This window comes from Pseudonocardia sp. Ae150A_Ps1 (assembly GCF_001932315.1).
Classification (GTDB): Bacteria; Actinomycetota; Actinomycetes; order Mycobacteriales; family Pseudonocardiaceae; genus Pseudonocardia.
The window spans coordinates 1,392,933-1,415,896 of the sequence record NZ_MCIJ01000001.1 but is presented as its reverse complement, the minus strand read 5'-3'; the positions used below and the strand labels follow the sequence as shown (position 1 = coordinate 1,415,896).

23 protein-coding genes, 8 tRNA genes and 3 pseudogenes are annotated in these 22,964 nt (G+C 72.8%); 13 read left to right on the top strand and 21 right to left on the bottom strand.

The annotated features are described in order from the left end of the window. Nucleotides 1-102: 102 nt before the first annotated feature. The 5 genes and pseudogenes from Ae150APs1_RS33355 to Ae150APs1_RS06190 all read right to left on the bottom strand — a co-directional run. Nucleotides 103-708 (bottom strand): annotated as a pseudogene (locus Ae150APs1_RS33355) (ABC transporter permease); the annotation flags it as partial. 218 nt (nt 709-926) lie between these two features. Next, on the bottom strand, nt 927-2,024 hold the full coding sequence (locus Ae150APs1_RS06205; protein WP_075296367.1) for an ABC transporter permease: 1,098 nt from the start codon (nt 2,022-2,024) through the stop codon (nt 927-929). Nucleotides 2,025-2,235: 211 nt separating this feature from the next. After that, nucleotides 2,236-2,736, bottom strand: a complete 501-nt coding sequence (locus Ae150APs1_RS06200; RefSeq protein ID WP_060575510.1) for an NAD(P)H-dependent oxidoreductase — start codon at nt 2,734-2,736, stop codon at nt 2,236-2,238. After that, nucleotides 2,733-3,485 carry a 3,4-dihydroxy-2-butanone-4-phosphate synthase gene (locus tag Ae150APs1_RS06195; protein WP_075296365.1) on the bottom strand — a complete coding sequence of 251 codons (753 nt, stop codon included), beginning with the start codon at nt 3,483-3,485 and terminating at the stop codon, nt 2,733-2,735. The genes Ae150APs1_RS06200 and Ae150APs1_RS06195 overlap by 4 nt, the downstream gene beginning before the upstream one ends. Continuing rightward, the gene (locus Ae150APs1_RS06190) at nt 3,482-3,979 is read right to left on the bottom strand and encodes a flavin reductase family protein (RefSeq protein WP_029239126.1); all 498 of its coding nucleotides are present in this window, start codon (nt 3,977-3,979) and stop codon (nt 3,482-3,484) included. Before Ae150APs1_RS06190 ends, Ae150APs1_RS06195 begins: the two co-directional genes overlap by 4 nt. 327 nt (nt 3,980-4,306) lie before the next feature. Here Ae150APs1_RS06190 and Ae150APs1_RS06185 point away from each other — a divergent pair, with 327 nt between their 5' ends. Next, nucleotides 4,307-4,792 (top strand): DUF6069 family protein, encoded by a 486-nt coding sequence (locus Ae150APs1_RS06185; protein ID WP_060575512.1) that lies wholly within the window; start codon nt 4,307-4,309, stop codon nt 4,790-4,792. 10 nt (nt 4,793-4,802) lie between these two features. On the opposite strand, the gene Ae150APs1_RS06180 is transcribed toward Ae150APs1_RS06185, so the two are convergent. Further along, nucleotides 4,803-6,143 (bottom strand): cytochrome P450, encoded by a 1,341-nt coding sequence (locus Ae150APs1_RS06180; RefSeq protein ID WP_075296363.1) that lies wholly within the window; start codon nt 6,141-6,143, stop codon nt 4,803-4,805. Nucleotides 6,144-6,263: 120 nt separating this feature from the next. On the opposite strand from Ae150APs1_RS06180, the pseudogene Ae150APs1_RS06175 reads away from it, so the two are divergent. Next, a pseudogene (locus tag Ae150APs1_RS06175) lies at nt 6,264-7,136 on the top strand (metallophosphoesterase). A 68-nt stretch (nt 7,137-7,204) separates the two neighbouring features. Further along, nucleotides 7,205-8,533: an FAD-dependent oxidoreductase gene (locus tag Ae150APs1_RS06170; protein ID WP_170918050.1), complete on the top strand. Its 1,329-nt coding sequence runs from the start codon at nt 7,205-7,207 to the stop codon at nt 8,531-8,533. 122 nt (nt 8,534-8,655) lie between these two features. Here the strand turns inward: Ae150APs1_RS06170 and Ae150APs1_RS06165 are convergent, their stop codons facing one another. Together Ae150APs1_RS06165 and Ae150APs1_RS06160 are read right to left on the bottom strand one after the other, a co-directional pair. Then, on the bottom strand, nt 8,656-8,970 hold the full coding sequence (locus Ae150APs1_RS06165; RefSeq protein ID WP_060575515.1) for a hypothetical protein: 315 nt from the start codon (nt 8,968-8,970) through the stop codon (nt 8,656-8,658). A 93-nt stretch (nt 8,971-9,063) separates the two neighbouring features. Next, a complete protein-coding gene (locus tag Ae150APs1_RS06160; RefSeq protein ID WP_010231297.1) occupies nt 9,064-9,315 on the bottom strand; it encodes a type B 50S ribosomal protein L31 in 252 nt (83 codons plus the stop codon). 73 nt (nt 9,316-9,388) lie between these two features. Between Ae150APs1_RS06160 and Ae150APs1_RS06155 the strand changes: the two genes are divergently transcribed. After that, nucleotides 9,389-9,796: a hypothetical protein gene (locus tag Ae150APs1_RS06155; RefSeq protein WP_075296361.1), complete on the top strand. Its 408-nt coding sequence runs from the start codon at nt 9,389-9,391 to the stop codon at nt 9,794-9,796. Nucleotides 9,797-9,835: 39 nt separating this feature from the next. Here the strand turns inward: Ae150APs1_RS06155 and Ae150APs1_RS06150 are convergent, their stop codons facing one another. Then, nucleotides 9,836-10,288 (bottom strand): pyridoxamine 5'-phosphate oxidase family protein, encoded by a 453-nt coding sequence (locus Ae150APs1_RS06150; RefSeq protein WP_075301734.1) that lies wholly within the window; start codon nt 10,286-10,288, stop codon nt 9,836-9,838. Nucleotides 10,289-10,349: 61 nt separating this feature from the next. On the opposite strand from Ae150APs1_RS06150, the pseudogene Ae150APs1_RS06145 reads away from it, so the two are divergent. Beyond that, a pseudogene (locus tag Ae150APs1_RS06145) lies at nt 10,350-11,164 on the top strand (SDR family oxidoreductase). Nucleotides 11,165-11,169: 5 nt separating this feature from the next. Here the strand turns inward: Ae150APs1_RS06145 and Ae150APs1_RS06140 are convergent. The 3 genes from Ae150APs1_RS06140 to Ae150APs1_RS06130 all read right to left on the bottom strand — a co-directional run bounded on the left by Ae150APs1_RS06140 (nt 11,170) and on the right by Ae150APs1_RS06130 (nt 12,254). Then, on the bottom strand, nt 11,170-11,589 hold the full coding sequence (locus tag Ae150APs1_RS06140; RefSeq protein WP_075296360.1) for an NUDIX hydrolase: 420 nt from the start codon (nt 11,587-11,589) through the stop codon (nt 11,170-11,172). Between the two features lie 71 nt (nt 11,590-11,660). Continuing rightward, a tRNA-Gly gene (locus Ae150APs1_RS06135) sits at nt 11,661-11,733 on the bottom strand. Between the two features lie 104 nt (nt 11,734-11,837). After that, the gene (locus Ae150APs1_RS06130) at nt 11,838-12,254 is read right to left on the bottom strand and encodes a RidA family protein (protein WP_075296358.1); all 417 of its coding nucleotides are present in this window, start codon (nt 12,252-12,254) and stop codon (nt 11,838-11,840) included. Nucleotides 12,255-12,292: 38 nt separating this feature from the next. Here Ae150APs1_RS06130 and Ae150APs1_RS06125 point away from each other — a divergent pair, with 38 nt between their 5' ends. Further along, nucleotides 12,293-12,907 carry a TetR/AcrR family transcriptional regulator gene (locus Ae150APs1_RS06125; RefSeq protein WP_075296357.1) on the top strand — a complete coding sequence of 205 codons (615 nt, stop codon included), beginning with the start codon at nt 12,293-12,295 and terminating at the stop codon, nt 12,905-12,907. A 44-nt stretch (nt 12,908-12,951) separates the two neighbouring features. On the opposite strand, the gene Ae150APs1_RS06120 is transcribed toward Ae150APs1_RS06125, so the two are convergent. From Ae150APs1_RS06120 to Ae150APs1_RS06090, 7 genes are all read right to left on the bottom strand, one after another. After that, a tRNA-Val gene (locus Ae150APs1_RS06120) sits at nt 12,952-13,026 on the bottom strand. A 1-nt stretch (nt 13,027) separates the two neighbouring features. After that, nucleotides 13,028-13,099: transfer RNA gene (locus Ae150APs1_RS06115), tRNA-Cys, on the bottom strand. A 31-nt stretch (nt 13,100-13,130) separates the two neighbouring features. Further along, nucleotides 13,131-13,203 (bottom strand) — tRNA-Gly (locus Ae150APs1_RS06110). A 185-nt stretch (nt 13,204-13,388) separates the two neighbouring features. Beyond that, nucleotides 13,389-13,463: transfer RNA gene (locus tag Ae150APs1_RS06105), tRNA-Val, on the bottom strand. A 1-nt stretch (nt 13,464) separates the two neighbouring features. Further along, a tRNA-Cys gene (locus tag Ae150APs1_RS06100) sits at nt 13,465-13,536 on the bottom strand. A 50-nt stretch (nt 13,537-13,586) separates the two neighbouring features. Beyond that, a tRNA-Gly gene (locus Ae150APs1_RS06095) sits at nt 13,587-13,659 on the bottom strand. 150 nt (nt 13,660-13,809) lie between these two features. Then, entirely contained in the window at nt 13,810-14,238 is a 429-nt protein-coding gene (locus Ae150APs1_RS06090; protein WP_010244145.1) for an SsgA family sporulation/cell division regulator, read from the bottom strand. Nucleotides 14,239-14,514: 276 nt separating this feature from the next. Between Ae150APs1_RS06090 and Ae150APs1_RS33350 the strand changes: the two genes are divergently transcribed. The 5 genes from Ae150APs1_RS33350 to Ae150APs1_RS06070 all read left to right on the top strand — a co-directional run bounded on the left by Ae150APs1_RS33350 (nt 14,515) and on the right by Ae150APs1_RS06070 (nt 16,840). Then, nucleotides 14,515-14,835: a sigma factor gene (locus Ae150APs1_RS33350; RefSeq protein ID WP_249266234.1), complete on the top strand. Its 321-nt coding sequence runs from the start codon at nt 14,515-14,517 to the stop codon at nt 14,833-14,835. After that, entirely contained in the window at nt 14,832-15,203 is a 372-nt protein-coding gene (locus tag Ae150APs1_RS33345) for a sigma factor-like helix-turn-helix DNA-binding protein (protein WP_249266233.1), read from the top strand. Before Ae150APs1_RS33350 ends, Ae150APs1_RS33345 begins: the two co-directional genes overlap by 4 nt. 26 nt (nt 15,204-15,229) lie before the next feature. Next, nucleotides 15,230-16,153: an anti-sigma factor gene (locus Ae150APs1_RS06080; RefSeq protein WP_075296356.1), complete on the top strand. Its 924-nt coding sequence runs from the start codon at nt 15,230-15,232 to the stop codon at nt 16,151-16,153. 32 nt (nt 16,154-16,185) lie between these two features. Then, nucleotides 16,186-16,707 carry a TIGR02611 family protein gene (locus Ae150APs1_RS06075; RefSeq protein ID WP_010241056.1) on the top strand — a complete coding sequence of 174 codons (522 nt, stop codon included), beginning with the start codon at nt 16,186-16,188 and terminating at the stop codon, nt 16,705-16,707. Between the two features lie 61 nt (nt 16,708-16,768). Continuing rightward, a tRNA-Val gene (locus Ae150APs1_RS06070) sits at nt 16,769-16,840 on the top strand. A 565-nt stretch (nt 16,841-17,405) separates the two neighbouring features. On the opposite strand, the gene Ae150APs1_RS06065 is transcribed toward Ae150APs1_RS06070, so the two are convergent. Continuing rightward, nucleotides 17,406-18,164 (bottom strand): hypothetical protein, encoded by a 759-nt coding sequence (locus Ae150APs1_RS06065; protein ID WP_075296355.1) that lies wholly within the window; start codon nt 18,162-18,164, stop codon nt 17,406-17,408. A gap of 213 nt (nt 18,165-18,377) precedes the next feature. On the opposite strand from Ae150APs1_RS06065, the gene Ae150APs1_RS06060 reads away from it, so the two are divergent. Both Ae150APs1_RS06060 and Ae150APs1_RS06055 read left to right on the top strand, forming a co-directional pair. After that, the gene (locus Ae150APs1_RS06060; RefSeq protein WP_075296354.1) at nt 18,378-20,984 is read left to right on the top strand and encodes a hypothetical protein; all 2,607 of its coding nucleotides are present in this window, start codon (nt 18,378-18,380) and stop codon (nt 20,982-20,984) included. A 2-nt stretch (nt 20,985-20,986) separates the two neighbouring features. Then, nucleotides 20,987-22,510 carry a hypothetical protein gene (locus tag Ae150APs1_RS06055; RefSeq protein WP_075296353.1) on the top strand — a complete coding sequence of 508 codons (1,524 nt, stop codon included), beginning with the start codon at nt 20,987-20,989 and terminating at the stop codon, nt 22,508-22,510. On the opposite strand, the gene Ae150APs1_RS06050 is transcribed toward Ae150APs1_RS06055, so the two are convergent. Then, a complete protein-coding gene (locus Ae150APs1_RS06050; RefSeq protein ID WP_139316812.1) occupies nt 22,482-22,853 on the bottom strand; it encodes a hypothetical protein in 372 nt (123 codons plus the stop codon). The genes Ae150APs1_RS06055 and Ae150APs1_RS06050 overlap by 29 nt on opposite strands. Between the last annotated feature and the right edge of the window lie 111 nt (nt 22,854-22,964).

Sequence of the window (22,964 nt, the reverse complement as noted above, 5' to 3'; positions counted from 1 at the left end):
GTGACCAGCACGGCGAGCGCGGCGACGAGACCGGCCAGCGGCGCGCGGCGGCCGGCGCTCACCGGGCCCCCCGGCGAACAGCGCGCGGGCGGCACCGGCGGCCGAGGCCACCGCGAGACCCAGCGCCAGTGCGGGGAACAGCGCCCCCCACCAGCGGCCGACGGCGGCATCGGTCGCCCCGAGCGCCAGCATCGAGCCCCACTCCGGGATCGGCGGCACGATGCCGACCCCGAGGAAGCCGAGCCCGGCGCAGAAGATGACGGCGATCCCGAAGATCGCCGAGGTGTTCTCCAGCGCCGCGTGCGAGGCGTTCGGCAGGACGTGCCGGACGATCAGGGCGGGCTCGCTCTCCCCGGACATCCGGGCGGCGTCGACGTAGCCCTCCGACCGGACCCGGAGGACCTCGACCCGGACGAGCCGGGCCTGCACCGGCAGGAGCAGCAGCGCCAGCGCCAGGACCATGACGAGCGGCTCGCGGCCGAAGAACGACAGCAGCACGAGACCACCGATCACGGTGGGCACGGCCTGGACGAGGTCGATGCCCCGGGCGGTGGCACGGGCGGCGATCCCGGCCGGGCCGCGACGGGCCTCGTTCATGCCGGTGACCAGGCCGACGACGAGCGCGGCGAGAGTGCTGAGCACCGTCACCGACAGCGCGATCAGCACGTCGAGCCGGGTGGCGGTGAGGACGCGGGAGAACACGTCCATCCCGTTGGTGTCGGTGCCGAACCAGTGCGCCGACGACGGCGGCGACGACGGCGTCGCGACCACGCTCTGGGGGTCCCACGGCGCCAGCAGCGGACCGACGACGGCGAGCACCAGCAGCAGCGCGAAGGGGAGCGCGAGGAGCGGGCGGGCGAGCCGGGGCCGGGCCGCGGGGCGTGGCCCCGTGACCTCCCCCGGGGTGAGGACGGCGGCAGTCATGTTCACTCCCCGGTGACCGCGCCGGGACGTCGCCGGACGTCCAGGGTCATGGTCACGAGATCGACGACGAGGTAGATCACCAGGCAGGACGCCGCGGTGACCACGAGGAACGAGCGGAGCGCGACCACGTCGGCGGTGGTGACGGCGTCGACGGCGTACTGACCGAGCCCGCCGAGCGCGAACATCGACTCGAGCACCACCGCGCCACCCATGAGGTAGCCGAACAGCATCCCGATCGTCGCCACCATCGCCGGCGCGGCGCGGCGGTAGACCGAGAGCACCACGACGCGGCGGGGTGCGCCGGTCGCGATCCGGAAGCGGGTCGCGGGTGCGTCGATCGCCTCGTCGAGACCGACCAGCAGCATCTTGATCAGGATCGCCGAGTGGGCGGCGATCATGACCAGCACCGGGAGCAGGAGGTGCCCGGCGAGCGAGGCGAACGCCTCCCCGTTGCCGGTGAGCAGGGCCTCGAGCAGGGTGAACCCGGTGACGGTGTCCGGTGCGGGCACCATCGGCGACGTCCGTCCCGACGGGGCGGGCGCCCAGCTCAGTGCCGCGTAGAACACGAAGACCGCGGCGATGGCCAGCACGAACTCGGGGATCGCACCCGCGGAGCGGGCATAGCCGACGACGACCCGGGAGAACCAGGACCCGCGGCGGGTGACCGCGAACCACGACACCACCAGGGTGGCGACGGTCGAGCCGACCAGGCCCAGGAGTGCCAGCTCGAGGGTGGCGGGGAGCCGGGTCGCGAGCTCACCGGCGACGTCGCGGCCGGTCGCCAGCGAGGTGCCGAGATCGAGGGAGACGAGATCGCCCAGGAAGCGGCCGAGCCGCTCCCACCAGGGCCCGTCCAGCCCGAGGTCGGCCCGGGCCGCCGCGTAGTCCTCGGCGGAGAGCCGGCCGCCGGTGAGCGCGACGACGGGGTCGCCGGGGATCAGGGAGACCAGGAAGAACGCGACGACGGCGAACACGAGCACGTGGACCGGCAGCATCGCCGTCCTGGTGACCCACCAGCGGTGCCGGTCGAACCACCGGCCCGTTCCGGGGGACGTGTCGGGGACCGGCGCCACGGCCTGGTCGGTGTCCGGGAACCGCACGGTGACCTCCTCTGAAGTCGGATCGGGGGTCGGGCGGCACCCCGGTGTGCCCGTCCGGTCCGCCCGGGAGCCCGGGCGGGGGAGTGCTGGGGAGAAGCCTCGACGGCGGGTGTTGCGTCCGGTGTCCGTCACCGTCACGGTCGATTTGCGCGACCGGTGCCGGGACGGTCGTCGCAGGTCAGCGCCGTCGGGGCGGGGAAATACGCGGGTGTCAGGCCCGCACGCCGGTCAGCGCACCGACGACGGGGGCCCACCGCTCGACGTAGCCGGCCAGGGCCGCCCCGCCGGTGGGGTCGTCGTCGAGCAGGTAGAGGCCCGGCACGGCGCACGTGCCGCCCAGCTCCGTCAGCACCGGCCGCAGCAGCAGGTCCGGTGCCATCGCGTGCGCCGGCCCGGCACCGAGCATGAGCGGGACGGCCACCACGCCCTCGAGCCCGGTCCCGCCCGCGAACTGGTCGAGGAACAGCTTCAGCAGCCCGGTGTAGGTGGCCTTGAAGGTGGGGCTCGCCATCACGACGAGATCCGACCCGCGGACGGTGTCGACGGCCGCGGTGACCGCCGGGTCGCCCCAGCCCAGCAGCCCGGGGCCGAGCTCCGCGAGCTCGACGACGTGGTCGGGCTCCCGCCCGGTGAGCGAGCGGGCCAGCAGCTCGCCGGCCGCCCGGGTGCGGGAGCCGGGCTTCGGGTTGCCGACGACGACGGTGACGGTCACAGGTGCTCCAGGTGCCGGGCGGTGGGGTGGGTGGTCGCGAGCGGTGCCGCGGGGTGGCGCCGGGTGCGGGCGAGCACGCCGGCGGGGTCGCGCAGGTCGGCGGGATCGCGCGGGTCGGCGGGGTCGCGCGGGTCGGCGGGATCCCGTGTGAGGTGGGTGAGCACCTCGGCGGGATCGGCGACGACCAGGCCGTACCGGTGCGCGATCCGCACCGCCGTCGCCGGGTCGGCCAGCCCGGTGCCCGCGCCGACCAGGCCGGCGGCCAGCGCGACCGCGGGGAGCCCGGCCGCGCGGCACAGCGCCACCGCGGCCTCGTCGGCCCCGGCGCCACCGGGCCCGCCGCCCTCCGCGACGCGGACCGGGAGCAGGTGCCCCGGCCGGCGCAGGTCGTCGGGCCGGGAGGCCGGATCGGCCAGCACGCGGGCAGTGAGCGCGCGGTCGACGGCGCTGATGCCGGTGCCGACCCCCTCGGCGTCGACCGAGACGGTGACGGCGCCGCAGCGGGTGCCCGGATCGGCCCGCAGGGCGGGCAACCGCAGCTCGTCGGCGCGGCCGGGTTCCATCGGGACCCGCAGCAGCCCGGAGGTGTGCCGGATCAGCCACGCGGTCCAGGCGGTCCCGGCGAGCGCGGCGGGGAGCACGGCGTCGCACGGCCGGTCGCCGTGCCGCGGGGCGAGCACGACCGGCCGCCCCGCCCGGAACGCCGCGACGGCCGCGGCGACGGACCCGGCCGGTGCCGCCGGGATCACGCGGCGTCCTCGACCAGCCGGTGGAACCGGCTGGCCTGGAACACGATGGGGGCGACGCCGTCGTGGGTCTGGAGCGCCTCGACGCGCAGCAGCGCGAGGACGTGGTCACCGGCGTCGACGACGTCGTGCAGCGAGCAGTCCAGCCAGGCCGCGGCCCCGGTGAGCAGGACCGCCCCCTCCGGTGTCGCGTGGTGGACGAGCCCGGCGAACCGGCCCGCCGCGGGCCCGGCGAGCTGCCGGCAGGCCGACGCCTGGTCGGCCCCCAGCACCGAGACCCCGAGCCGGTCGCGGTCGGCGAGCAGCGGCCAGGTCGTCGACGACCGTTGCACGCAGATCGAGACCAGTGGCGGGTCCATCGAGACGGAGACGAAGGAGCTCGCGGCGATGCCGACGGGGACGCCGTCGCGCAGCGCGCACAGCGCCGTCACACCGCTCGGGAACGCCCCGTAGGCACGCCGCAGGTCGGCGGTCTCCCGGATGTCGGGCACGATCATGGTGGCCTCCTCGAATGTGCCGATGGAGGACACCGAACCGGGGCGCGGTTGCCGATCCGTTACGCCGGACGATCCGCCGATTTGCGCGACCGGGGACGGTGGGGCCCGGGGCCGTGACCTGCCCGGACCGGGCACGCCGGCGGGAAAACGCCCGGCACGCGACGGCGACGGTTCCCGGCCGCGGGCCCGCGGCGTAACCTCGCCGGCACGCCGGGTGATCACCGTGGAGCGCGGGCGGCCGGCGTGCGTCACACTGTCGACGCCGGCGACACAGCCGACACAGTCGCCCACCGCACGATCACGCGCACGAGACCCGGGAGACCGACGATGTCCGAGGCCGACGACCGGACCCGTGAGATGAGCCGCTCCACCCGGCGGGCCCCGCACGGGCCGGCGGTGCAGGGGAGCCGGCTGTGGGCCGGCGGCGTCGCGACCGCGGTGATCGCCGCGCTGATCGCGGTCGTCGGGTTCCTGATCGTGCGGGTGCTGCTGCAGATCCCCTACCTGGCGCCGATCGAGACGGACGCCGTGGGCGGCTGGGACGGCGCCGTGCAGCTCGCGATCGTCGCGGCGCTGGCCGCGCTGGCAGCCACCGGGCTGGCCCAGATCCTGCTCATGGCCGTGCCCAGCCCGATGGCGTACTTCGGGTGGATCGCGGGCCTGCTCACCGCCGTCGCGACGGTCTACCCGCTGGCGCTGTCGACCGAGCCGCTGACCGTCCGGATCGCGACCGCGGCGATCCACCTGGTGATCGGCATGGCGATCATCAGCCTGGTGACCACGACGGTCACCAGCGCCTCCACCCGCGCCTGAGGCGCCCCGGTCAGGTCCCGACCGGGCCCCGGGCGTCGCCGAGGCGGACCGGCAGGCTCCGGTAGCCGCGCAGCACGCGGGTGCCCCGCAGCTCGGCGGGACCGGCGGAGCGCAGGTCCGGGTAGCGGTCGAACAGCGCCCGCAGCCCGACCTCGCCCTCCATCTTCGCCAGCGCCGCACCGAGGCAGTAGTGGATGCCCTGGCTGAACGCGACGTGCTTGTCGGCGCCGGCGCGGCCGACGTCGAAGCGGTCCGGCTCCGGGAACACCTCCGGGTCCCGGTTGGCGCCGCCGAGGTGGGTGAGCACCAGCGCGCCCCGGCGGACCGGGAACCCGCACACCTCGGTGTCGCGCGCGGCGACCCGCCCGGTGCGCTGCACGGGGGAGTCCAGCCGCAGGATCTCGTCGACGGCGTTCGGCCACAGCGACGGGTCCGCGGCCAGGCGCTCCCGCTGGTCCGGGTGCGCGAGCAGCAGCTTGGTGCCGTTGCCGATGAGGTTGACCGTCGTCTCGAACCCGGCGGCGAGCAGCAGCAGGGCGAGTGAGAGCAGCTCGTCGGAGGTGAGGCGGCCCTCCTCGGAGTCGTAGGCGTGCACGAGGGAGGACAGGATGCTGTCGTTCGGGTGCGCGCGCAGGTGGTCGAAGTGCCCGGACATCCAGTCCGCGAGCGCGTCGATGTCCTTCTCCGACCGGCGGAACATGGCGTAGCTCAGGCCCATGTCCAGCGAGTACGCGCCGCCCTCGCCCCACTGGAGGAACTGCTCGCGCATCTCGACCGGTGCGCCGAGCATCTCGGCGATCACCGTCGCCGGGAGCAGCGAGGCGTACTCGGCGATCACGTCGGCCCGCCGGTCGGCACCGGTACGGGCCTCCATCTCGTCGAGCAGGTCGGCCGCCACCTCCTCGGTGCGGGTGCGCAGCCGGGCGATCGCCTTGGCGCTGAACGACCGCGTGACGAGCTTGCGGATCCGGTTGTGGTCGGGCGGGTCGATCGACAGCAGCGACGGCGGCTCGGCCGGCCCGAGCGGCCACGTCCCGCCCGCGCTCATCAGGGCCTTGAGCAGGCCGGGGGCGTTCTCCGGCATCCGCATCCCGACGCAGAAGTCGGGGCTGCGCAGCACCGCCGTGGTGATCTCGTGGTCGACGGTGGTCCAGCTCAGCGCCGAGCGCACCATCCGGCCCTGCGCGCGGATCTCCTCGTAGGCCGGGTACGGGTCCCGCACCGCGTCCGGGTGGACGATCATCCGTGCGCCGAGGTCACCCTTGTCGGACTGCCGGGTCACCTCGCGCCGCACGGCCCCGTGCCGCATCACCCATCGGATCCAGCGTCGCGCACCGCGCGATCCCGCCATGTCGACCTCCCGCGTCGTCAGCTTGTCCGCGAACCTACTCCCGGTAACCTACTCCCGGTAACCACCTTTCGGGCATCCCTGCCGCCCCCCGTCCCCCGGGCGGCGGGTAGTACTGGAGGCATGTCCGCTCCCGACGGCCCGCGCCTGCTCGCGGTCAGTGACCTGCACGTGCGTCACGCGGAGAACCGGGAGATCGCCGAGGCGATCACCCCCGGCCATCCCGGGGACTGGCTGATCGTCGCCGGCGACGTGGACGAGCGGATCGAGAGCGTCGCCGGGACGCTGGAGATGCTCCGCGCCCGGTTCGGCACCGTGCTGTGGGTCCCGGGCAACCACGAGCTGTGGACCCGCGGGAAGAACGCCGACGCCGACGACGGCGAGCAGCTCGCCGGCGTCGCGCGCTACGACGAGCTCGTCCGCCGCTGCTGGGGGATCGGCGTGCTCACCCCGGAGGACGAGTACCCGGTGTGGGACGGGCCGGACGGACCGGCCGTCGTCGCGCCGCTGTTCGTGCCCTACGACTACTCGTTCCTGCCGCCGGGGACCGCGTCGTCCGACGAGGGGCTGGCCGCCGCACGCGCGGCCGGGGTGGTCTGCACCGACGAGTAACTGATGCACCCCGATCCGCACCCGAGCCGGCAGGCCTGGAGCGCGGACCGGGTGGCGACGACGGCGGCCCGTCTCGACGCGCTCGACCCCGGGCTGCCGACGGTGCTGGTCAACCACTGGCCGCTGGTGCGCGAGCCCTGCGACGTACTCTGGTACCCGGAGTTCGCGCTGTGGTGCGGTACGACGGCGACCGCGGACTGGCACCGCCGCTACCGCGCGCGGGCGGTCGTGCACGGCCACCTGCACATCCCGCGGACCGTCGTGGTCGACGACGTCCCGTTCGTCGAGGTCTCGCTGGGCTACCCGCGCGAGTGGCGCCGGCACTCCGAGCGCGTCGGCAGCCACTTCCCGGACCTGCTGCCGCGCACGGTGTTACCCATGTAACAGTAAGGTAAGGCTTACCTTGCTATACCCTCGCTATACCCTCGGGGGTCGTCGACCCGAGGAGAACGATGACTGCGCTGCGCGTGGCGGTGGTGGGTTCCGGACCGGCCGGGATCTACGCCGCCGACACCCTGCTGAAGTCCGACGCCGACGTCGCCGTCGACCTGTTCGAGAAGCTCCCCGCGCCGTTCGGCCTGGTGCGCTACGGCGTCGCGCCCGACCACCCGCGGATCAAGCAGATCGTGAACGCGCTGCACCGGGTGCTCGACAACCCGGCCGTGCGGCTGTTCGGCAACGTCCACTACGGCACCGACGTCACCCTCGCCGACCTGCGCGAGCACTACGACGGCGTGATCGTCGCGACCGGCTGCGAGCGGGACCGCGACCTGGAGATCCCGGGGATCGAGCTGCCGGGCAGCCACGGTGCCGCCGAGTTCGTGCAGTGGTACGACGGCCACCCCGACGTCGGTCGCGAGTGGACGCTCGACTCGTCGTCGGTCGCCGTGATCGGGGCGGGCAACGTCGCGCTCGACGTCGCGCGGGTGCTCGCGAAGTCCGCCGAGGACATGCTGAGCACGGAGGTCCCCGACTCGGTGCACGCCGGCCTGGCCGTCAACCCGGCCACCGACGTGCACGTGTTCGCCCGGCGCGGGCTCGCCCAGGCGAAGTTCAGCCCGATGGAGCTGCGGGAGCTCGACCACGTGCCCGGCCTCGAGGTGATCGTCGACCCCGAGGACGTCGAGTTCGACGACGGCTCGATGGAGCAGATCCGCGCCACCAAGCACGTCCAGATGGTCGTCAAGATCATGCAGGACTGGGCGCTGCGCGACCACCGCGGCGATCCGCGCCGCATCCACCTGCACTTCTTCGCGAAGCCGGACCACGTGCTGGGCACCGACCGGGTCGAGGGCCTGCGGGTCGAGCGCACCGAGTACACCGGCGACGGCAGCGTCCGCGGGACCGGCGTCTTCACCGAGTACCCGGTCGGCGCCGTCTACCGGGCCGTCGGCTACACCGGGTCCGAGCTCGCCGAGCTGCCGTTCGACGCGGCCCGCGGCGTGATCCCGCACGAGGCGGGCCGGGTGTCCGGCGTGCCGGGTGTCTACACCGTCGGCTGGATCAAGCGCGGTCCGGTCGGCCTGATCGGGCACACGAAGGGCTGCGCGCTCGAGACCGTCGGCAGCCTGCTCGCCGACGCCCCCGGCCTCCCGAAGGCGCCGCAGCGCGACCCGGAGGCCGTGCCCGCCCTGCTGGACGGCCGCGGCGTCCCCTTCACGACGTGGGACGGCTGGCTCGCCCTGGACAAGCACGAGCGCGGCCTCGGCGAGGAGCGCGGGCGCGAGCGGATGAAGGTCATCCCGCGCGAGGACATGGTGGGGATCAGCCGGGCCGGCTGAGTCCCCGTACGGCCACCCGACGAGGCCGGGACCACCCGGCTGCGCCGGTCGCCGGGGTGGGCGGTCGCGGATCCCCGCGGCCGCCCACCCGATCGGCCCGGTGCCGCCCGGCAGCCGCGCGTTCAGTCCGCCGGTCCGCCGCCCCCGTCCGCGGGCCCGGGCAGCCGACGGGGCTCCCGCGCCCGCACCGGCTCGCGCCGCCCGTGCCCGGGCCGCGGCACGAACAGCCACCACAGGATCCAGACGCCGGGGCCGCTCGTCAGCAGGATCGCCGTGGCCAGCCAGCCGTCCCGCCAGAAGACGCCGGCGACGATCCACCCGGCGATCCACACGGCCATCGCCACGAGCCGGATCCGGATCCGCCGGCCGTGCTCGACCGCGAGCGGCTCGCGCAGGTCGGTGACGACCTGCACCGGCTCGCGGCGGCGTCGGCGCACGCGGCCGACGCTACGCCGACCTCTCCGTCGCGGCCCGGTTCCCCGCCGTGGTCCGGATCCCCGCTGCGACCCGGTTCAGCGCCGCGGTCCGGCTCAGCGCCGCCGGCCGCCGAAGCGGCGGTGGAACTTCTCGACCTGCCCCGCCGAGTCCAGGACCCGGGCGTTGCCCGTCCAGAACGGGTGCGACGCCGCGGTCATGTCGACCTTGACCAGCGGATAGGTCTTCCCGTCCGACCACTCGACCGTCTCCCGCGAGGTCTCGGTGGACCGGGTCAGGAACTGGTCGCCGGTGGACATGTCCCGGTAGACGACCGGGCCGTAGTCGGGGTGGATACCTGGTTTCACGGATTCCTCCTGCGCGTTCGACTGCTACCGTGATCCTAAACGACAACGGTTCCGATTTGCAGGAAGGTGCGACATGGACGGGTTCACGGCGGTCCGGTGCGCGGCCTGCGCACAGATGCCCAGCGGTTTCGACGAGGACGCGCACGGCACCGTCGCCGCGCTGCCCGGGGTCGACGAGGTGCTGGTCGAGGGACTGCGCGCGGTCGTGCAGGACAGCGCGCACGGCATGCTCGTGACGTCGGGCTGCCGGTTCGGCCCTGGCGTCTGCGCGGGGCGTCGCCCTGGGATGATGGTGCTGGTCCAGGCCTGCGACGCCGGTCGCCGTCACCCGGAGTCGCCGGTCGTGGCGGTCGGCCCGGTACGCAGCACCGACGACGTGCGGGCGGTGACCCGCTGGCTCCAGGACGGCGGGGCACCGGACCCGCAGGCGCTGCCCGCCCGGCTGCGCTGCGCGATCGCACCGGAGGCGGCGCGCGGCTAGCTAGTGCTTGCGGACCGTCTCCTCGACGCCGCCGGCCCGCTAGATCGTGATGTCGAGGTGCCCGCCGGTCCGCTGGACGCACGACCCGCCCTCGATCCGGGCGACCGGGAAGAAACCGAACTCCCGGCCGCGGACGTCCAGCCCGACCCGCTCGAACAGCATCTGCGCGTACCGCTCGTGCAACGCCGGGTCCTGCACGTCGTCGGCGCGGCCCCACAGCTTCGCGTCGCCCTCGGTGACCTGGGTGTCGACGGTGGCGGTGTGCAGGGTGAACCGGGGGTCGCGCTGCAGGTCGTCGAACTTGCGGGTGCCGGGCATGCCGCCGAGCCAGAGCTCACCCTCGAACAACCGCGGCTCCAGCGGGGAGATCCGCGGGAAGCCGTCGGCGCGGAGCGTGCCGAGCAGGCAGAGGTCGTCGGTGGCGTCGTGGCGGCGCCGGAACACCTCGGAGACCACCGGGGCCGCTGCCGCGAACTCCGTCCAGGACGTCATGGCGGAACGGTAGGGCAGGAACCCGTTCGCGTCCCGCCGGAACCTGCGCGAGGGTCGCGGCATGACCTCGCTGCGACGGGACCCGATGCCCCTGCGCGGGCGGACCGCGCTCGTCACCGGTGGTGGGCGGCGGGGCGGGATCGGCCACGCGACGGCGTGCCGGCTCGCCTCGTACGGGGCGAGCGTCGTCGTCCACCACTTCGCCCCGCACGACGCGACCCAGGACTGGGGTGCCGACGACGTCGAGGCCGCCGTCGACGACGTCCGCGGGCATCTCGTGGCCGAGGGCGCGGTCGTCGCCGGCCTGCACGCCGACCTGGCGGACCCGGCCGAGCCGCAGCGGGTCGTGCAGGCGGCCCGGCGGATCGTCGGCCCGCTGGACCTGCTCGTCGCGAACCAGGCGCTGTCCGGGTCGGACGGCCCGCTGGGGGACCTGGCCGACGAGCTCGACCGGCACTGGGCGGTCGACGCCCGCGCCTCGATCCTGCTGGCCCAGGCGTGGGCGAACGCGCACGACGACGCCCGGCCCGGCGGCGCGATCGTGCTGCTCACCTCCGGCCAGGAACGCGGCCCGATGCCCGGCGAGGTCGCCTACGCGGCCGCGAAGGCCGCCGTCGCCGGGATCACGCCGACCAGCTCGCCGACCGCCGGATCCGGGTCAACACGGTGAACCCCGGCCCGGTGGACACCGGCTACCTGGGTGCGGAGGCGTTCCGGGCGATGGCGGAGATGTTCCCGTTCGGCCGGTTCGGCGAGCCCGACGACCCGGCCCGGCTGATCGCCTGGCTGTGCACCGATGAGGCGTACTGGATCACCGGGCAGGTGATCGACTCCGAGGGCGGGTTCGCCCGGCACCGCCACGGATGGCGCCCCTGACGCGGCTACACCAGGTCGTGCCCGTCGTGCGCGCGCGACGCCGGCGGCCCCGCCGCCAGCGCGTCCGCCACCCGGGCGGCGAACACCGGCGGCATCCGGCGCGCGGCCTCGCCGGGGGAGATCCACTCGACGGCGCTGGTCTCGGCCCGCGGCCCGGGCGGCCCGGCGACGGGGGAGCAGCGGTAGGCGAGGACGACGACGTCCCGCAGCACGTTCTTGTAGACGCCGGTGAGGCGCTCGCCCCGGACGTCGAGCCCGGTCTCCTCCCGGATCTCGCGCACCACGCCGTCCTCGAACCGCTCGCCGGCCTCCAGGATCCCGCCGGGCGGCTCCCAGCGGCCGTCGTCGCGGCGGCGGGCGGCGAGCACGAGGCCGTCGGGGGAGACGACCACACCGACGACCGCCACCGAGTGGATGCGTTGCACGGCCCCATCATGCGAGAGAGCCCCGGCCTGGTCGGGCCGGGGCTCCGGGTGATCGCTCTCGGTGCTCGCGGAGCGGACGACGGGACTCGAACCCGCGACCCTCACCTTGGCAAGGCGATGCGCTACCAGCTGCGCTACGTCCGCAGTCGCACCGTCTCCGGTGCGTGCGGGGCGACGCTATCGCACGCCGCGACGGGCTCCGGCGGCAGGGCGGACGGTGATCGTCACGGCCGGGCCGGCCGGGCGGCTCAGCCGTCGACGACCGCGGTGGCCTCGATCTCGATCAGCAGGTCGGGCTCGGCCAGTGCGGCGACGCCGATCCCGGTGAGCGGCGGGCCGCTCAGCGTCTCCAGCCCCAGTCGCCTCGCGGCCCGCTCGGCACCCTCGACGAAAGCGCCCATCTTCTCCGGTGTCCAGTCGACCAGGTAGACGGTGTACTTCGCGACCTCGTCGAAGGTCGCCCCGGCCTCCGCCAGTGCGGCCGCGATGTTGACGTAGCACTGCTCGGTCTGGGCGGCGAGGTCTCCCTCGCCGATCCGGGTGCCCGCGGCGTCCCGCGCGACCTGCCCGGCGACGAAGACCAGGCGGGAACCGGTCGCGATCGACACCTGCTGGTAGATCGGCACGGCGGGGAGAGCGGACGGGCTCTTCAGGGTGATGGTCACCGTCGAACAATAACACTGCAATGTTATAGAATTCGAGCGTGGCGAGGACGAAGGATCCGGCGGTCCGCACGGCCCTGATCGAGCGCGCGGCACACATGCTGCGTGCCCGCGAGCCGATCACCACCCGGTCGCTGGTCACGGGCGCCGGGGTCTCGACGATGGCCGTCTACACGCACTTCGGCGGGATGGACGGACTGTGGCGGGCGCTGCGGCAGGAGGGCTTCGTCCGGCTCGGTGCGACGTTCGGCCGGCTGCGGACCACCGACGACTCGGTGCACGACCTGGCGGCACTGGTCGCGGCCTACGCGGACAACGCGCTCGAACACCCCGATCTGTACCGGGTGATGTTCGACGACAGCGTCGAGCTGGAGGACCTGCGTGCGGCCGACGCGACCCTGGAGTACCTCGTCCAGGCCGCCCTCCGGGCGCGGACGGCCGGACGGGTCCGCGCCGACGTCGTCCCGCTGGATCTCGCGACCCGGAGCCGGGCCGTGGGCCACGGGATCGTCTCGCTGGTCGCGAACGGGCCACTGCCACCCGCTGCGCTGGACCACGTCCCGCCGATGCTCGCGGGCGTCGTCGCGGAGGCCGGTGACGACCCGGAGCGCGCGCGCCGGTCGGTCGACTCCGCGTGGGCCGGACGGGGGCGCTGAACGACGGAATCCCCGGGCCGATGACGGCCCGGGGATTCCGGTGATGGTGCGCGATACTGGGATTGAACCAGTGACCCCTACCGTGTCAAGGTAGTGCTCTCCCGCTGAGCTAATCGCGCGAGGCGGCGGCGGGAATCGAACCCGCGTACAGGGCTTTGCAGGCCCTTGCCTAAGCCACTCGGCCACGCCGCCGGACACCCGGCCCGTGTACGAGACCCGGCTGAGCGGACGACGGGACTCGAACCCGCGACCCTCACCTTGGCAAGGTGATGCGCTACCAGCTGCGCTACGTCCGCATTCGCACCGTTCCCGTGGCGTTTCCGCTCGTTCCCGGTGCGTTGGGAGAACAGTAGCGCACGGTCCGTGGCGGTCCACGAGGGGGGTGGGGTAGCGGAGCGCCCTCGTCGCAGGGGTGCCGCGGGGCGCCGCCGGGGCCGGGAACGACAAAACCCCCGGGCCGGCGGCCCGGGGATTCCGGTGATGGTGCGCGATACTGGGATTGAACCAGTGACCCCTACCGTGTCAAGGTAGTGCTCTCCCGCTGAGCTAATCGCGCGAGGCGGAGGCGGGAATCGAACCCGCGTACAGGGCTTTGCAGGCCCTTGCCTAAGCCACTCGGCCACTCCGCCAGAGTCTGGCTGACTCTGCAGGAAGGTCCCGGCTCAGGGCCGATCCTCCGAGCGGACGACGGGACTCGAACCCGCGACCCTCACCTTGGCAAGGTGATGCGCTACCAGCTGCGCTACGTCCGCATGAGCACCGTTCTCGGGGCCTCGGCCCGTCCTCGGTGCGATGAGAGAACACTAGCACCCGCCCCGGAGGGGAGTCGTCCACCCCCCTCGCCACCACCGGATGTCCTCTCACGTGCGGAGATCGACTCCGCCCGGTGGTGGTGCGTCGGGTCAGTCCCGGGCGGTCGTGTCGAGCAGGTCCGCGAGCGCGGCATCGAAGTCGAGCCAGGAGTACTCCGACGCGGCGGGGACGGCGTCGTAGGTCGCCTGCAGGAACTCCGACAGGGTCTGCGCCGACGTGGTGAACAGCGCGTGGCCCGACGGGGAGGTCAGTTCGAGCTCGATCCGCGACGGGTCGTCGCTCATGGGCTGCACCCGGACGTCGCCGGTGCCGGCCGAGTCGACCAGGCCGTCGGCGAGCAGGTCGCGGGCGAAGACCCAGTCGACGGTGGAGTCGTGGCCGGTCCGGAACGAGGCCTGGACGGCGTAGGGGTCGCGGCTCGAGTAGGACAGTTCGACCTTCACGGGCACGACAGGCGCGTCCGGAGCGATGAGCTCGAACATGGCCGTCGCCCGGATCGTCTTGGACTCGTCGCGCATCGGTCATCCTCTTTCTGGGGGCGTTGCGTGGGGCGTCAGTCGGAAGAACGAGCAAGCGGCCCTCGGGGTGACGGGTCCGATGCGCATCAACGTGGATCACCACGGGATGACGCCCGATCGAGTCACACGGGTGTAACTCCGCGCTGCGGTGATGCGGCTGAACGGGCGCGCCGCCGTCCTTGCGTGTGAGGTGGGCGACGGGACACGACTACTCTCGCCGGGGTCCGAACCGATCGGGCCAGGACATCGAACACTTCAACTGTGAGGACATCGCTGGTGGCAGGCATCGCCGATCCACCGGACCGTCCGGAGCGCGGGCGGCCCGGTGAGGGTGTCGCACGCCGCGAACCTCCTCGCCGGGACGGCGCCGAGGACCTGCGGCTCGTGCAACGGATCGTGTCCGGAGACTCCACCGCCCTGGGTGAGTTGTACGACCGGTTCGGGCGGCAGGCGTACTCGCTCGCGCGACGGATCTGTGCCGACGAGGGGCTCGCCGAGGACGTCGTCCAGGAGGTGTTCCTGGCGTTCTGGCGGGACCCCTCGCGGTTCGACCCGGAGCGCGGCCGGTTCGGTACCTGGCTGCTGACGCTCGTGTGACGCTCGTGCACCACAAGTCGGTGGACGCCGTCCGGCGCGAGAGCGCCATCCGGCGCCGCACCGTGCCGGCGAGCGAGGACGGCGCGGAGTGGAACGCCCCGCCCGGCCCGGGCGCCGACGAGGACGCGATCGGATCGGTCGTGGCCGGCCAGGTGCGGGACGCGCTGGGACGGCTGCCCGCCGAACAGCGGCGTGTGCTCGCGCTCGCCTACTACGGCGGCTACACGCAGCGCGAGGTCGCCGCGATGACAGGGGTGCCGCTGGGCACCGTGAAGTCCCGGATGTTCACCGGGGTCGCGAGACTCCGGAACCTGCTGGGCCCCGTGATCGGGGACTCCGGCGCCGAGTGGCCCGGGGGTGTGACGTGAACGGGAACGAGAGGAGGCCCTGCCCGATGAGTGAACAGACGGTCGGCTGGGCGCTGCACGCTCTCGAGCCCGACGAGGAGCTCGAGGTGATCGAGCACCTGGCCGGATGCGCGGAGTGCCGGCGGGTCGCCGCCGATGTGGCGGGTGTCACGACGGGTCTCGCCACCGCGCTCCCGCAGTACGAGCCCCCGCGCGGCCTCCGTGACGCGATCATGGAGGAGGCACGACGCACCCCCCAGGCGGGGCGCGGCCACGGTGAGCGTGTGGTGCCGGGGGACCGGATCGGCAGCGGGCCTGCCGGACCCGAGTACGTCGTGCCGTCCCGCGGGCGCCGACCGGCACCCGCACCCGTGCCGCCGAGGCAGTCGCCGTCGTCGCGCCCGGAGCCGGCGCGTGGGGGAGCGGAGCGTCCCGCGGCCGGCCCCGGCCGCCGTCGCGCGCGTCGTGGACCGTCCGGTCGTACGGGACGGGCGCTGCTCGCCACCGCCGCGATCGTGGCCGTCCTCGTCGGGGGCGGGGTGCTCGCCGGACAGATCCAGGCGCTGCGTTCCGAGCGGGACGCGAGCATCGCGCAGGCCCAGCAGATGGAGGACGTCCTCGGGGCGCTCGCCCGGCCGGGCACGACGCACGCGTTCCTCGCGTCCCCGACCGACCCGTCCGCGGCGCCGATGGCCGCGGTGATCGTGCAGGACGGCAGGCCCGAGGTCATGCCGATGGCACTGGCGCCGAACCAGGTCGACGACCAGACCTACGTCCTCTGGGGTCTGAACGGTGACGCGAACCCGCAGGCCGTCGGAACGTTCGACGTCCGTACGGGAATCAACAGCCCGATGTCAGTAGCATCGCCCGGGAGCGGGACGTACGAGCAGTACGCGGTCTCGCTCGAGCGCGGGCGGGTCGCTCCGCCCGCGCCGTCGGCAGTAGTCGCGGCTGGGCGGGTGGAGACCTGAGTACGACGGAGCAGAACGACACCGGGACGACGGTGACGGGGCAGCGACCCCGCCGCCGTCGCTACACCGGGCTCCGGACGTGGTTCCGGAAGACCAAGGTCCGCTACCGGATCTTCCGGGCCGGTGTGGCACGGAACCCGGTCCTGGACATGACCTACCGGATCACGGCGGGCGTGCTCGGCACGGCGATCGTCGTGATCGGGATCATCGCGCTCCCGGCCCCCGGGCCGGGCTGGGCGATCATCTTCCTCGGGCTGGGGGTGCTGGCCGCCGAGTTCCACTGGGCCAAGCGGCTGCTGCACTGGGTCCGGGTCCGGTACGACGCCTGGGTGGCCTGGATGGGCCGCCAGACCCGGGTGGTCCAGGTACTGGTGATGACGGCGATCCTGGGCGTCGTCGCACTGTGCGCCTGGGCGGTGGGGGTCTTCGAGACCGTCGGCGGGTGGGTCGGGATCGAGTGGGCCTGGCTGAAGTCCCCGCTCATGCCGCTGCTCCAGCCGCCGCCCCCGCCGGTCGAGATCCCGGGGTCGACGATGGTCACGCCGTCGCAGTGATCGGGGTCGACCCCCGTGAACGGCGGTGGGACGGGCTGTGTAGAGTACGTACTACCGCTGAGGGCGATTAGCTCAGGGGGAGAGCGCTTCGTTCACACCGAAGAGGTCACTGGTTCGATCCCAGTATCGCCCACAGTCAAAACCCCTGGTCACAGGCTCGGAAGTCCGAGAGTGACCAGGGGTTTCGTCGTCTCCGAGGTTGTCCCGGAGCATTCCCGGAGCGTCGACTCACTTCGAAGCAACGGATGCTCCACCGTCTTCTGGATCCTACTCGTCGTCGAGGGCCTGGACGAAGCGTTCGCTGTTGTCGGTCCGCCGCGTGTAGAGGTCGAGCGTCAGAGCCGAACCGCAACACCCGGCGCACCGCGGAACCCGTCCCGCCCGCGTCGGTCTGCTCCAGGAACTACGCCGCTGTGCGAGCAGCGGGCGCTGCCCCGAGCCGCAGGGGCAATCCCGCTACAGCAGGGCGTCGACCGTGACGGGGACGGCGTTGGTCGCCCCGGCGACCGGCGCATCGATCTTGTACTGCGAACGGCCCGTCGTTCGGGTCTTCCCGGGCCGGGGAACGATATGCAGAAGGCCCCCTCCCGTGGTGGCATGGGCGCGACCAGACGATCTTGCGAACGAGGGCGTTCGCAGACGTCGGGGGCGCCGGGAGCGCAGCGCCGAGGCGCTCCGTGACGTGAAGACCGGCTGGGTCAGTACTCGGCGGTGACGTCCCGTGCGCCGCCGCTCGGTATGAGCGACAAGAGGTCGAAGTCGGCGATGTCCCTGTACGGGACCAGCTCGCGGCCGGCACCGAAGCTGCGGGGCATCTGCAGCTTGATGTTGCGCCCGGGCTTGCGCTTGCGCGAGAACCGGTGCCGGAGCTCTCGTTCGGCCTGAGTGATGTCGACGTGGCGGGCCTCGACGACCTGCAGCACGTGGCAGTCGGGGTTCCCGAGGTGCTGCCGCACCCGAGCGTCCGTGCCGTGACCGAGCTTCACCCAGTTCTGCCAGGCGACGAGGTAGAGACGCTGGGGAGCGTCGGCACGTGACTCCCACGAGCGCGAGGTCGGGTCCGTGCGCAGGGAGCCCAGGACCTGCTTCTTCCAGGGGGCGAGATAGGCGGCACGCTCCTGCCCCCGGAGCGCGCGCTCACGTGCATTGCGAGGGCGCTGTGCCGTGGGAAGTGCCTCGGCGAATCGGCGAAGGGCATCGACGTGCGCTGACACGGTCTCGGCAGTCTGGGGTCCACGGTAGGTCCGTGGACGGACGTACTCCCCGATGACGCGGTCGTCGACGACTTCCAGCGCCTCCGCCACCGCCACGATGTTGTCCAGGAGTCGACGGAACACTCCCTCCCTGTCCTCCAACTCTTCTCCGGACGTGTCGAGAACGTCGCCGACGGCGGCGGCGAGCGAGCGCAGCACCAGATCGTTGAGGAAGGAGAAGACGTCGGCGTCGACGGTCTCCACGCGCCGACTCCGCGTCCGGTCCACTGCGATAGTCATGCCGCTCCCAGGTCATCCGATCCCTCCCACCATTCGCGTGAACCGCTTAGGCCGTTACGGAGGCGGCGCGGAGGCCGTTCGGCCTACTCAATCCTGCTGAAGACCCGTGGGAACCGGTAATCGCGGCGGCCGGCCGGCGATGGGACAGGTGACAGTTCCGGCCGAGGGGAGCAGGGAATGGGCGGGTTGCAGTCCGGGGGCGGCACCAGCGCGGTCGCCGCGTCGGCTCACGCGGGATGTGAGCGGTTCCGGCTCACCGACCCGTTCATCACCAGCAGGACCAGGCGAGCGACGGCGACCTTCCTCGGTTTCCCGGACGACTCCGCCGGCATTCCCGAGGCCCGCTGGATGCGCGCGATGACCTTCGAGTCCTTGGTCCACGGCGAGCGCTTCGTCTCGGAGCTCCTGACTCGTACGGTCGGACGGCTCGGGCTGCCGCGACCGGAGTCCGTCCGGCGCCGAGACTGCGGCGGGAAGGTCGGTAGCACCGCCGCGCAGCTGGTCTCCGCACACGAGGCGGCGATCTCCGGTCAGGCGACGATGCTGACCCGGCTCGCGGTGCCGTACGTCCACCTGGAGCACCGCGCCGACGCCAGCGCGGTCCAACCGGACTTCGCGATCGTCTGCCCGCGGGTGGACGGCGGGTCCTGGCTGATCATGGGCGACGCGAAGGACTACGAGCGGATCCGCTCCCGCATCGACGACAAGCGGATGCTGAAGGGCTTCCTACAGGTCGCGCTGGGAGCCGAGTCCGCGGAAGCGTGGTCGAAGCTCCCCGCGGGCATGTCCGTGCACCGCTTCGGCGCACTGGCCGTCCCGCGCAACGCCTTCTTGCAACCGGAGCCGGTCGTCGAGCTCCTCGACGACCACCGCGGCGAGGTTCGGGCGCGCGCCGAGGAGCGGCTGGCGATGAGGGCCAAGCTCGGCGACGACCGCCCGACCGACGACGAGCTGACGGACTTCGTCGCCCACCAGACCGCGGCGTTCGACCCGCGCAGCTGCGTCACCTGCAGCCTCTTCACCTACTGCCGTGCAGAGCTTCGCGCCCGCCCCGGGCCGGAGGCGCTGCTCACCGAGATCGGCGTCGAGCGGCACCTGCACGCTGCCGTCCAGGCCGGCGCCGCGCCGAAGAGCGTCACCGACCAGGTGGACGCCACCCTCAGTGGCCTTCCCGTCTGGTCCGACCGACGGCGGACGGACCCGGCAGGGGAGCCGGGAACGATCGACGTCGTCGTCGTGAAGTCGGACTCGGCCGCGCTGGGTGTGCACGGTGTGGCCGTGCGGTCCCACCCGGGGACCTGGGTTCGGCAGACCTTCATCGACCCGCAGTCGCCGCTGACCCGACGAGCCGTGATGCGCCTGATCGGCGAGGCGATCCGCGGGCACTCCGGACGGCTGCCCGTCCAGCTCGCCGTCCCGGACCGTCCGACCGCCGATCTGCTGGCGACCGCTGCGGACTCTCTCGCCGGCGTCGAGCTGAGCAGGTTGCGGTGGGAACGTGACCTGGAGCAGGGCCGCCCCGCACTCACTTTCGACGGTGCCGAGGCCACTATCCCCGAACCGCTGCACCCGGACGAACGCCTTGCCGTCAGCTTCCTGCTCGAGGAGGACCGCGCTCGTGCGATGAGCTTGCGGAAGCCGATCCTCGACCTCCGCTCGATCCTGGCCGCCCACGTGACGGCCGGGGGACCGGCGATGGACTCCGGCCGCCTCGACTACCTGGTCACCTGGGCCGAGGCCACCGAGCCGCTCGACCACCGCGCGGTGTCCGACGCCATCACCGCGCAGGAGCAGACTCCGGGCGCCCGCCTGTCCAACGTGGTCTCGGACGCGCTCCACGGTGCCCGCCGCGAACGCGCCGACGAGTCCTACGAGGAGTTCGTCACCGAAGCACTCGACTATCGGATGTCGGTCGTCGAGCGGGCGATCGCGGTGCTCTCGGGAGTGCCGTCGTCGCGGCTCCGCGAGGTGCACCGCGCGCTCGAGGCGGACGCCCAGGAGGTGTGGGGGCGTCGGCTCGCGCTTCAGGCGTCGGATCTGGTCCGCTTCTCCCGGACCTACACGAGCTGGCGCAACGCCCAGGTCGAGATGCTCGACGACGATCGCACCTGCGCGGTCCAGCTCGCCTGCCTCGGTGACTACGGGGTTGCGCACGACCGCGCCGCAGACGCCGGTGTGCGCGAGCTGGCCCTCGCGACCGTCACCGCCGTCGAGCCGCTCCGGCTCCGTGTCCGGTCGCGTCGACTCAAGGCGGGCACGCGCGTCGTCGCGCTGCACGTCAACGGTGAGGCCATGATCGAGCGGGCGTCGACCACGTTGAAGATCCAGAGCGGGTCCTTCAAGTTCGGGCAGATGACGATCGGCGATCTCGTCGAGACGACGGGCGACGCGCTGGACTGGCAGCCCAAAGTGTGCCCTCCGTTCGCTGTCGGCGACGAGATCGTCCTGGCGGATGCCGCCTGGTTCGGCAAGCCGTTCAAGAACGGTGTCGACCTCGCGGTAGCCCGGCCGAGCCAGGACAACCAGGCCGCACCGAAGGCGGACTGCGGGCCGGACACATACGCAGCAGACAAGGGCAAGCACCTCTGGTGCTGCCGCCCCCACGCCGTCGCCGAGGCCGAGTGGTCGGACACGCTCGCGGTGCGTCGGGCGCGCGGTGAGCTCAACCCGGACGCCTGGCCACCGCTCGTCGACGAGGAGCGGTTCGACGTCGGCGGTGACGCCGCCGCCGAGCCGCCCGCCTCCGTCGCCCCCGCCGCCCTCACGATCGACGACCTGGACTGACAATGACCATCAGCTTCACGCCCGCGGCCGCCCACCTGACCGACGCCACCCACCACGGAGACGCCGCACGAGGCAACGTCGCAGCCTCCGACCGGGCCATCGCCGCCCTGCAGCAGGTGCTGGCGGGCCAGGCCGACCACGACAAGATCCTCCTCCGGGCCGCTGCGGGCGCCGGCAAGTCCGTCGCCCTCGTGCGGATGGTGGCGACCGCGCTGGAGCACCCGAAATGCCACCGGGTCGCGGTCACGGCGTTCGCGAACAAACAGGTCTTCCCGCTCGCGGGTTCGCTCGGAACCGAGCTCGGGGCCGCGATGGTATGCCTGTTCGTGAGCAAGGACTGGCTCGACGACATCCCCGACCACGTCCTCTCCGCGGTCACCGTCGCGACCGGCCTGAACGACATCCCGGACACCGCGCGCGTCGTGCTCGGGACGTCGCACAAGCTCGGCGCGATGTACTACCGGACGCGGTGGTCGCAGCTCGGATCCGCCGCCAACGGCGAGCGCCCCTTCGACGTCCTGTTCGTCGACGAGGCGTGGCAACTCCCGCTGCACCGCTACGCGACGGTAGAGAAGCTGGCACCGCTGTCGGTGGGTGTCGGGGACGTGGGGCAGCTGCCGCCCATCGACCCGTCGGAGAACCCGTGGCGCGGCGACCCCGGCTACAACCCCTACCGCGCCTGGCCGACGGCGTTCGAGTCCCTGGACGGCACCGTCACGATCGACCTCCCCGCAGTCTGGCGCCCGACCGCCGCCCAACTCCCGCTCTGGCGAGCCTTCTACAGCGACTGGGACCGTCTCGACTGCGTCGCCGGCCCGGGCGACCGCCGCATCGACCTGCCGCCCCTCGACGGCGCGGTCCGGACGGTCTGGGAGGCCGTCGCCACCGGCGCCCCGACCCTGCTGGAGATCGACGGTCTGCCGGACGCCGAGGCCCCCGACATCGACCAGCCACTTCTCGACGAGCTGGAGCGCCTGCTGGAGCCGCTGCTCGCGGGCGGTTTCTCCGCGATCTCAGCCCGCCACGACGGCGCCTGGCAGCCCGCGGGGGAGAAGGTCATCGACTCGGCGGATCCCGGCGAAGACCCACTGGTCGTCATCCTCGCCACCCGCAACCAGGCCGTCGACGACGCCGCGGAGATGGTCGAGCGCCTCACCACCCGCCTCGACCTTCCGGAGGGTGTCCTCCGCGCCTCCACCGTGGACTCCTGGCAGGGCCAGACCAACGCGATCACGATCGCCATCCACCCCCTCTCGGGCGCCGACAAGCTCGACGACTTCAACTCCGCCTTCGGCCGCCTTGCCGTCACCTGCACCCGAGCCACCCACGGCCTCCTGATGCTCGCCCGCAACGGCCTGAACCAGCTCCTGGACGATGCCGCCGCTCAGCCGGGCACGCCCCTGGGGGAGCCGGGCACCCGCTCGCTCCCGAGGCAGACCCACCAACGAATCCTGAACACCTTCAACCGGGCCAACCTGCGGCTCGTTTTACGAGGCATCATCTGGGGCGGGGGCGTGCTTCTTTGACCATTTCGGAGGAGTTCCACCAGGGCCGCTCCAGGCCGATGTCATCGAAAGTCGTCGCATCTGACGCTGCGGGCCCAAAATCGCCATTTGTGGCTCGCTTCTCATACTGCTTCGCGCTGATTCCGAGTAGATGTGCGTACACATCCCACGGAAGGTGTCGCTCGACCGGGATGATGGTGAGGTCAGGGGAAGGCGGTCTGTATGGCGAATCGATCCCGATCTCCGGCAGTCTGTGCCAGATATCCGGCAAGAGATTGCCGGGAGCGAGCTCCTTGCGGTTGAAGCCGTGTGTGAATGCCCTCAGGGTCCGTAGCTCGTCCAGCGAAGTGCGCACCGTGATCACCGCCAGATCCTCGGTCCACATCTGTTCCCACACCCAGGGGTGACCGCCGACGTCCGTGTGCCAGGACCACGGGTCAGCGAGTGTTAGGTACTTAATGCGGTACACAGCCCA

Bases quoted from the DNA above. Each gene is read 5' to 3' on its own strand.
- Ae150APs1_RS06155 (WP_075296361.1), top strand. From the start codon at position 9,389: ATGGACGGGTTCACGGCGGTCCGGTGCGCGGCCTGCGCACAGATGCCC.
- Ae150APs1_RS06185 (WP_060575512.1), top strand. From the start codon at position 4,307: ATGTCCGAGGCCGACGACCGGACCCGTGAGATGAGCCGCTCCACCCGG.
- Ae150APs1_RS06055 (WP_075296353.1), top strand. From the start codon at position 20,987: ATGACCATCAGCTTCACGCCCGCGGCCGCCCACCTGACCGACGCCACC.
- Ae150APs1_RS06170 (WP_170918050.1), top strand. From the start codon at position 7,205: ATGACTGCGCTGCGCGTGGCGGTGGTGGGTTCCGGACCGGCCGGGATC.
- Ae150APs1_RS06080 (WP_075296356.1), top strand. From the start codon at position 15,230: ATGAGTGAACAGACGGTCGGCTGGGCGCTGCACGCTCTCGAGCCCGAC.
- Ae150APs1_RS06060 (WP_075296354.1), top strand. From the start codon at position 18,378: ATGGGCGGGTTGCAGTCCGGGGGCGGCACCAGCGCGGTCGCCGCGTCG.
- Ae150APs1_RS06150 (WP_075301734.1), bottom strand. From the start codon at position 10,288: ATGACGTCCTGGACGGAGTTCGCGGCAGCGGCCCCGGTGGTCTCCGAG.
- Ae150APs1_RS06180 (WP_075296363.1), bottom strand. From the start codon at position 6,143: ATGGCGGGATCGCGCGGTGCGCGACGCTGGATCCGATGGGTGATGCGG.
- Ae150APs1_RS06190 (WP_029239126.1), bottom strand. From the start codon at position 3,979: ATGATCGTGCCCGACATCCGGGAGACCGCCGACCTGCGGCGTGCCTAC.
- Ae150APs1_RS06090 (WP_010244145.1), bottom strand. From the start codon at position 14,238: ATGCGCGACGAGTCCAAGACGATCCGGGCGACGGCCATGTTCGAGCTC.